The organism is Metabacillus mangrovi (assembly GCF_009711125.1).
GTDB lineage: Bacteria > Bacillota > Bacilli > Bacillales > Bacillaceae > Metabacillus_B > Metabacillus_B mangrovi.
This window is the reverse complement of the sequence record NZ_WMIB01000010.1, coordinates 112,561-120,197: the sequence shown is the minus strand read 5'-3', so window position 1 is coordinate 120,197 and position 7,637 is coordinate 112,561. Positions and strand designations below refer to the sequence as shown.

Here is a 7,637-nt window from a genome sequence, read left to right as displayed (position 1 = left end):
AGAGCAGCGGGACAGGTGAGACCCCGCAGTCGCGCAGCGGCGAGGAGGCTCACCGCCCGCCCCTGGATGAGCGAACGCCTGCTAGCTGCAATCAACAACCAAGTTTAACAGAGCTATTTTTTTAAATCGCACACCCAATCCATGCCTGTAATGATCGTGCTGAATTCCGGAGGTGTTGGTACTGCTCCGCGGTTTAAGCCTTGGATTAATAAACTAAAAGTTGGAAAAAAGTCTGTCATTCTGTGCTAAAATAATGTGTCGGGATGTAGAGATCGCGGCAATTTCATCGGATCTTATGGGGGAAACAAACAGATGGCAGCACCTGCTAAAAATTACTTGAAGGAACTTGTCGAAGAGCTGAAGGATCCAGATAAAGATATTCGGTATTCAGCTGTTATGGAGATTGTTGAGCTGGGGGAGGAAGAGGACCTTGAGATGAATCTTCTTTCGCTGGAATGGCTTGCAGAGGAAGCGGCTTCTGCTTTTCCTAAGACTGGCTATGAATGGGATGATCCAAGTTTTCATTTAGTTGATTTTGTGACGAATTTCCGTTTTGCTGAGCTGGCGGAAAAGCTTGCTGAACAGTATGCGGGTTACAGTTTGTCTGCCAGGGAAGCAGTCATTACGTATATCAGCACGTTTAAAGGGCTTGAAGAAAGAATATACCGGCTAATTGAACAGGATTTGACAGAGGGAAGGGAATTCCCGATGCTCGCCCTGCTGGATCAGCCGCATCTGGCAAGAAGACTGGTGGAAAACAGCCTTCATCTTCTGGATAACGATGCGCAAAAAGAGACGCTGTATGAGCTGCTTTCTTTGAGCCTTGACCGGGGCTTGATGGAGGTGTACCGGCCGGAGTTTGTGACACCGCTGCTTGCTGGAGATTATGAGAAAAAGAGAGCACTGTATAAAGGCTATGAAAAGGACTACGCTCTCGCGTATGTTTACGGAAGCTGGAAGGATACGTACCTTTCCATCCGGGGCGATATGTGCATTCTTCTTTCGCTCATGGAATACTATTTTGACGAACAAATGAAGGCGTTTGCAGAAGAAGCTTTGCAGTTCAAAGATCGCTTGATTAGAATGAGCGCTGTCATTGCGTTACTGAAAAAAGGTTTTCCTGCAGATCAGGCAGTTTTGCAGGAATGTGCAGAGAATCCTGAAACTTGTGAGCCGTTTTATTTAGAATTGATCCGCATCAAGAAGGAAGACTGGTTTCCTATTAAAGAAAACAGACAGGAGGCCTTCGCGCGGAGCCATTTGTTCCGGCATGCCGTTCATCTTCATGGGTTTGTTCCGGAAGAGCTGTCTATTCAGGAGAAGGTGGAAATCCAGGAAGAGGAGATCACCTTCCGCTATTACCTAGCCGCCGTTAAGGAAGAGGGCAGCCTGCGTCCGGCCTGGATTGGGGGCTATCCGCTTCACGAGGGGGATGACCTCCCGTTTTGCCGGGAGGAGACGCACATCCTGGAGGAAGACTATCGTTCAGCAGAAAAACATGTGAAGGAATTTTTGGATGGCACGAGGAAGATGCTGGAGTATGAGGCGAATAAAGTCCATTATGTCAGCAAGCCCCGGGTGAGCCGCTGGTATTATATCTTGTATCCGGTTCTTGCTTACCGCATTTTCCAGGCGGCTTCTTCACAGGATCCAGTTTATATCGGGCTCACGTCCCTCCTGTTCATCCTCGTGACAGGCACCCATCTGTATCAGTGGAAATTCAGGCGGCAAAAGGTAGAGCTGACTGGAACAGAACTCCGCTATACGGAGAGGGGCAGGCATTATGCGGTGAAGCTGAATGAAATAGGGGAGATCACCATCGAAAGAGCAGGCATCGGATCCAGGCTTTTCGATGCTTTTTCCAAAAAAGTAGCCGTTTATGATAAAAAAGGAACGGCAGTGATGAAATTCCCGCTGAATGCGGTAAACTATGAGGACTTCGTATTTGTGGCAGAGACAGCCACAGAGCACCTGGAGGAACAGCCTAAAATAGAAATGCCTGAATGAGAAAAGGACCGTTTGGGTCCTTTTCGTTTCTTTATTGCCTTTCATCAATGAGAGGCGGCGGTTTTGCTGTGCCGGTATTAGGGTTTTCTCGGATGCCCTGGGAAAAATGATCGGTCTGGCGCTCAGAATTCGGTCTCGTTCTATGGTATAATGAATGCCTTATATTGTACGGAAAGAAAGGGAAACAGTTATGTCAGAGAAGTCTTTGAGTCTTTTGAAGCAGCCTGAGTGGAGAATTCTCGATCAGTCGGGCCTTGGACAGCAGTTTGATGCGAAACAGTCATTTGCCTATGATGATACGCTCTGCACTTCAGCGGGAAGCCTGCAGTCCCCTGCAACAGCCCGGTCATGGGTGCATCATGATACGATTGTGCTTGGCATCCAGGATACACGGCTGCCTTATATAGATGAAGGAATTGCGTTTCTTCATTCCCTCGGGTACCGGACCGTTGTCCGGAATTCGGGAGGTCTGGCTGTTGTCCTTGATGAAGGAGTTCTCAACCTTTCATTGATTTTTCCAGAGACGAACAAAAGCATCGAGATCAACCGGGGGTATGATGCGATGTGGGAGCTCGTTAAAACGCTCCTGCCTGAGCAGTCGGGTCTTATCGAAGCCAGGGAAATTGAAGGATCTTACTGCCCGGGCAGCTATGATCTCAGCATTGGCGGTAAAAAGTTCGCCGGCATTTCACAGCGCCGCCTCCGGAACGGGGTTGCTGTCCAGATTTACCTGTGTGTGTCCGGAAGCGGTTCGGCACGCGCTGAAGTCATCCGTCAATTTTATGAAAAGAGCCTGCAGGGAGCGGAAACAAAGTTTGAGTATCCTAAAATCACTCCTTCAGTCATGGCCTCACTGAGCGAGCTTCTGGGCAGGGAGGTTTCCATCCAGGAGATGATGCTGAAGCTGCTGACGGTCCTGAAGGATTTGAGCGGCAGGATTTTCTCTTCCTCTCTGTCTATGGAAGAGCAGCTGATCTTTGAAAAAAACCTGACGAGAATGGTTGAGCGGAACCGGAAAATCGGTATTTTATAAAAAAAAGACGCTCCGTTATCCGGGGCGTCTTCTATATATATAGGGGGAGGGGGCAAAAAGGCTATTCCGCTACTTTTTCAAGGTTTCCGTTCCGGTCCATTTTAAATTTCGGGGAGGTCCGGTCCTCTTCATCAAACAGTGTCAGCTTTCTGGCTCGGTTCATAATCTTCATCAGTGTTTCATAGTCTTCCTGAATGGTATCAGAATCCTCTTCCATTTTAGCGATTTTCAATTCCAGATCCTCGTTCCGTCTAGCCAGATCATCCAGCTCGCGTTTCAGGCGGATATTTTCCTGTTTCAGCGCTGTAGAATGAGTGGCCCTGCTCTCATAGGTTTCAAGGAAAGCGATAATTTGGTCCATTGTCAGCTCAGGTGCCGGTGCGGCCGGCTGCTTAAGGGATGAATAGGAAACGCCTTCCAGATCATCGAATTCCGGCTGCTCCTCAGGTGCGCTGTAGACCATGATGGCAGGTTCATAGGTTTGCACATCCACAGGCTCTTCTTCCTTGATCTGCTGCGGAGCGGCTGTTTCAGGCGGAGCGTACAGCAATTTCTTTTTGGCAGGCTGACCTTTGCCCGTAGCCCGCATCTTTTGTTTCCGCTGTTTTTTTGCCAGCTGAAGCGCTTTTTCATATTGATGGCGCACAACTGCATTCCAGCGGAATCCGCAGGCTGCAGATGTCCGGTTCAGTTTATCTCCCACTTCTTCAAATGCATTCAGCTGCGTGCTTCCCTCACGGACATGGCGCAGAACCGTTTCTGCAAGCAAAAGGTCATTTTCCTCAGACCAGGCATCTTGTCTCTGTTTCATTGTCTCAACTCCCGATAGTAAATAATGTATTCCTGCTAACAGAATGGACGGATTAGCTTCCTTTTATACCTTTTTTTCTAAAAGGATAATAGAAATTTTTTAAAAGTTTCGGAAGCTGATTGAGTTAACGGACGAGCTTGCACAGGAGAAAAAATCGAGGTAGAATGAAAAAAGTCTAACGCACAAAGTTGTCCGGACCCGTTAAAAAAATCGCCATGCATTCTATGCACAGGGGATTTTTTTTCTTGCCGGTTTTCCGATTACACAGCCTGAAAATAGGGCATTACATGAATAGCCCTCTTTGAACCGCTGCATTTTTTCAAATATCAGGAATTTACACATTCATAGCATGCAGAAAAAAGCTATAATGGATACAAGTAAAACGGAAGAGGGAAAAGAATGGCAAATCGCAACGGGAAACTTTCGGAAGAAAAGGTATTTAAAGATCCTGTCCACCGTTATATCCATGTGAGGGACAAGCTGATCTGGGATCTGATCGGAACGCCTGAATTTCAGCGTCTGCGCAGAGTCCGCCAGCTCGGAACCACCTATCTCACGTTTCACGGAGCCGAACACAGCCGCCTGAATCATTCACTCGGAGTATATGAAATTGTCAGAAGAATGGTAGATGACGTGTTTAAAGGCCGGCCGGAATGGAATGAAGAAGAACGCCTTGTCAGCCTGTGTGCAGCTCTGCTTCACGATTTGGGTCATGGCCCGTTTTCGCATTCATTTGAAAAGGTTTTTCATATGGATCATGAAGATTTCACCCGGAGAATCATCCTCGAGGATACAGAAGTGAACCGTGTCCTGAAAACAGAAGGAAAGGACTTTCCGAAAAAAGTCGCGGAAGTCATCGCCAAAACCTACTCGAACAAACAAGTCGTCTCCCTGATCTCAAGCCAGATCGATGCGGACCGGATGGACTACCTGCAGCGGGATGCCTATTATACAGGTGTCAGCTACGGCCATTTTGATATGGAGCGGATCCTGCGCGTCATGAGGCCGAGAGAAGATCAGGTGGTCATCAAGTACAGTGGAATGCATGCTGTAGAAGATTACATCATGAGCCGATATCAAATGTATTGGCAGGTTTATTTCCACCCGGTGACACGCAGCGCCGAAGTAATCCTGACTAAAATCCTCCACAGAGCCAAGCAGCTTCACGAAGAGAACTACACGTTCAAACAGGAACCGGTTCACTTTTACTCCCTTTTTAATGGAGAAGTCATTTTAAAGGATTATCTCAAGATGGATGAATCTGTCATTCTCTTTTATTTTCAGGCATGGGAGGAAGAAGAAGATCCGATTCTTTCCGACCTGTGCAGCCGGTTCCTCCACCGTAACCTGTTCAAATACGTAGAATTCAACCCGTCCAACGAACAGATGATGAAGCTTCTGGAGCTGAAAGCTTTGTTTAAAAAAGCGGGAATCGACCCTGAATACTATCTGGTATTAGACTCCTCGTCCGATCTGCCTTATGATTTTTACCGTCCCGGAGAGGAAGAAGAACGTCTTCCGATCCATCTGCTTATGCCCAATGGAGAGATCAGAGAATTATCAAGGCAATCAGAAATTGTTGACGCGATTTCCGGTAAACGAAGAACAGACCATAAACTGTACTTCCCGCTTGATCTGATCGAGGACCTGTCCGTCAAGCGGACGGCCAAGAAAAAAATTATCGAACTGCTCAATCTACATAAATAGAGAGAGAATAACCGGAAGTAAGGAGTTGAAGGGGATTTGCTTACAGAACATGCCAAAGTCCTGAAGGTATTTTCGTCGGCCGGAGAAGTCATCGGACGGAAAAAGCTTCAAAAAATGATCTACATCGCCAAAAAGATTGATTTCCCATTTTACGAAAAATACGACTTTCACTTTTACGGACCCTACTCAGAGGAACTCACACTGAGGGTGGAAGAACTTTGCAACCTCGGCTTCCTGGACGAAGTCCGCGAAAAAAAAGGCGGCTACTATCAATACCGTTACAATCTGACTGAATCCGGCGAAGAATTCCTGGCCAACCATGACCTCGAGCTTCCGCCGCTCGATCCATGCATGACCGACCTCAACACCCAATCCGCCCGCTTCCTCGAACTCGTCTCCACCATCCTGTACTTTGACAGCCTGGAGCGGGAAGAAGTAAAAGAAAAGGTGTTCACCCTAAAAAGCAAACAGAAATACACCGAAGAAGAAATTGCAGAAGCGTACGCGTATGTAGAAGCATTGAGAGACAAAACGAAGCATTGATAGAAAAGGAGAGCCGGCCATGGGCCGGCTTTTTGTGTATTGGGCTTAAAGTGAGTGGTTTGCAGCAGTTTACGGGGACAGGCTCCTGGATCGAGTGGCAGCCGGGGGCTGTCTCTTAGATTGAGCGGGAGTGGGGACAGTCTCTTAGATTGAATGGGAGGCGGGGACAGTCCCCTGCTGCTTCACCGTATCGGGGGACAGAGACCGATGGGCTGCATCCCTTGTGCAGCAAGGGATTGCGGAGCCGGTGCCGGAGCTTTAGTGCTTTAGCGAAAGTGGGGACAGGCACGGTGCCTGTCCCCACATCCTTTAAAGCAACGGGGGACAGAGACTCATCCGTCTCAACCCTTGCATAGCAAGGGATTACAGAGTAGGTGCCAGAGCTTTAGTGCTTTAGCAGAGTGAGGGACAGACCCCGCTTCTGCCGATCTGCGCATCTCTCCATCTCAACGGCCTGTCAAATAAGCCCAAACTCCCTCTCTGCCACCTCCGCAAACTCTTTTTCTCCAATTTCCTGCTTCACTTTCCCTTCCGAGTTCGTCACTGTAAAGGATTGTGGGGATAAGGATTTATAGCCGCCGTCTGCCGTCCTCATCGCAGCGAGCGGAGCTTTGTTGAATGGAGAGTCCGGATGTGTGTGGATTTTGTGCTGCATAGCTGTCAGCTCTTCTGTGTAGATGGGCTGATCCGCGCAGAACGCATACCCTGTTTTCCATTCTCCTGCTTCTTCGTAAGCGAGCTTCATTTGAAGGAGATGGGTGCCTTCCTCTGTCTCCTGCCGGAGGACCCGGAATTGGCCGGAAGCGGTTTGGACTGCCTCTCCATTCATCGGGATCGGCACACCTGCTACATTGGTGCCGAAGCCGGCATCCACTAAGAACACGCCCTTCTCATTAGTCATTAAAAGAGCAGCGTGGGTTCCGCTCAGGCTCCAGCTTCCTTTGGCATGGTTGTATACGGTTCCCTGGATCAGCCGTACATCCAGCCCGTTTTCCAGCAGAAAATAATACAGCAGTGCATTTAATTCGTAACAGACGCCGCCGCGGCGCTGGTTCACGATTTTTTCTGTTAGAGAGGCTTCGTCAAGCCCGGTTCTTTCCCCGCGGATGATTCCGAGGTTTTCGAATGGGATCGTGCTGTAGAAAGCGGTCAGGATTTGTCCCAGATCCAATGAGGCTGTTTCCGGTAATCCAATCCGTTCAAGAAAGGCTTTATTCATGGGAACTCCTCCTTTTAAAAAACGGCCGGCCTGCAAGATCAGGCCAGCCGCTTATGCATTACATATCGCTTAATCGTTTTCCGGCTACGCCGTAATGGTTTTTGCTCATTTCCTCAATAAAGACAACGATTTTGTCTTCAGCCGCGCCGGTTGTTTCGGAAACGGCAGCTGTGACCTTTTCAACGAGGGCTTTCTTCTGGTCTTCTGTGCGGCCTTCCAGCATTTTGACGGTTATGTAAGGCATGTCAATCACTCCTTTTTTTATGGGTTGGAAAATTCGTGAGACTGCTATTCAGCCATAAATATAGTATACTTTA

7 protein-coding genes are annotated in these 7,637 nt (G+C 48.3%); 4 read left to right on the top strand and 3 right to left on the bottom strand.

What is annotated here, in order from left to right:
* Nucleotides 1-312: 312 nt before the first annotated feature.
* Both GKZ89_RS11700 and lipL read left to right on the top strand, forming a co-directional pair.
* Nucleotides 313-2,007, top strand: coding sequence for a hypothetical protein (locus GKZ89_RS11700; protein ID WP_155112595.1), 1,695 nt, complete (start codon nt 313-315; stop codon nt 2,005-2,007).
* 190 nt (nt 2,008-2,197) lie between these two features.
* Entirely contained in the window at nt 2,198-3,040 is an 843-nt protein-coding gene (gene lipL / locus GKZ89_RS11695) for an octanoyl-[GcvH]:protein N-octanoyltransferase (protein WP_155112594.1), read from the top strand.
* Nucleotides 3,041-3,101: 61 nt separating this feature from the next.
* Here the strand turns inward: lipL and GKZ89_RS11690 are convergent, their stop codons facing one another.
* Nucleotides 3,102-3,851 carry an RsfA family transcriptional regulator gene (locus GKZ89_RS11690; protein WP_155112593.1) on the bottom strand — a complete coding sequence of 250 codons (750 nt, stop codon included), beginning with the start codon at nt 3,849-3,851 and terminating at the stop codon, nt 3,102-3,104.
* Between the two features lie 399 nt (nt 3,852-4,250).
* Between GKZ89_RS11690 and GKZ89_RS11685 the strand changes: the two genes are divergently transcribed.
* Nucleotides 4,251-5,558, top strand: coding sequence for an HD domain-containing protein (locus tag GKZ89_RS11685; protein WP_155112592.1), 1,308 nt, complete (start codon nt 4,251-4,253; stop codon nt 5,556-5,558).
* Nucleotides 5,559-5,594: 36 nt separating this feature from the next.
* Nucleotides 5,595-6,101 (top strand): YwgA family protein, encoded by a 507-nt coding sequence (locus tag GKZ89_RS11680; protein WP_155112591.1) that lies wholly within the window; start codon nt 5,595-5,597, stop codon nt 6,099-6,101.
* Nucleotides 6,102-6,558: 457 nt separating this feature from the next.
* Here the strand turns inward: GKZ89_RS11680 and GKZ89_RS11675 are convergent, their stop codons facing one another.
* Complete coding sequence (locus GKZ89_RS11675; protein WP_155112590.1) at nt 6,559-7,320, bottom strand: arylamine N-acetyltransferase family protein; 762 nt, start codon at nt 7,318-7,320, stop codon at nt 6,559-6,561.
* Between the two features lie 58 nt (nt 7,321-7,378).
* Complete coding sequence (thmT, locus tag GKZ89_RS11670) at nt 7,379-7,564, bottom strand: 2-hydroxymuconate tautomerase (RefSeq protein ID WP_155112589.1); 186 nt, start codon at nt 7,562-7,564, stop codon at nt 7,379-7,381.
* Between the last annotated feature and the right edge of the window lie 73 nt (nt 7,565-7,637).

Bases quoted from the DNA above. Each gene is read 5' to 3' on its own strand.
- GKZ89_RS11700 (WP_155112595.1), top strand. From the start codon at position 313: ATGGCAGCACCTGCTAAAAATTACTTGAAGGAACTTGTCGAAGAGCTG.
- lipL (WP_155112594.1), top strand. From the start codon at position 2,198: ATGTCAGAGAAGTCTTTGAGTCTTTTGAAGCAGCCTGAGTGGAGAATT.
- GKZ89_RS11690 (WP_155112593.1), bottom strand. From the start codon at position 3,851: ATGAAACAGAGACAAGATGCCTGGTCTGAGGAAAATGACCTTTTGCTT.
- GKZ89_RS11685 (WP_155112592.1), top strand. From the start codon at position 4,251: ATGGCAAATCGCAACGGGAAACTTTCGGAAGAAAAGGTATTTAAAGAT.
- GKZ89_RS11675 (WP_155112590.1), bottom strand. From the start codon at position 7,320: ATGAATAAAGCCTTTCTTGAACGGATTGGATTACCGGAAACAGCCTCA.
- thmT (WP_155112589.1), bottom strand. From the start codon at position 7,564: ATGCCTTACATAACCGTCAAAATGCTGGAAGGCCGCACAGAAGACCAG.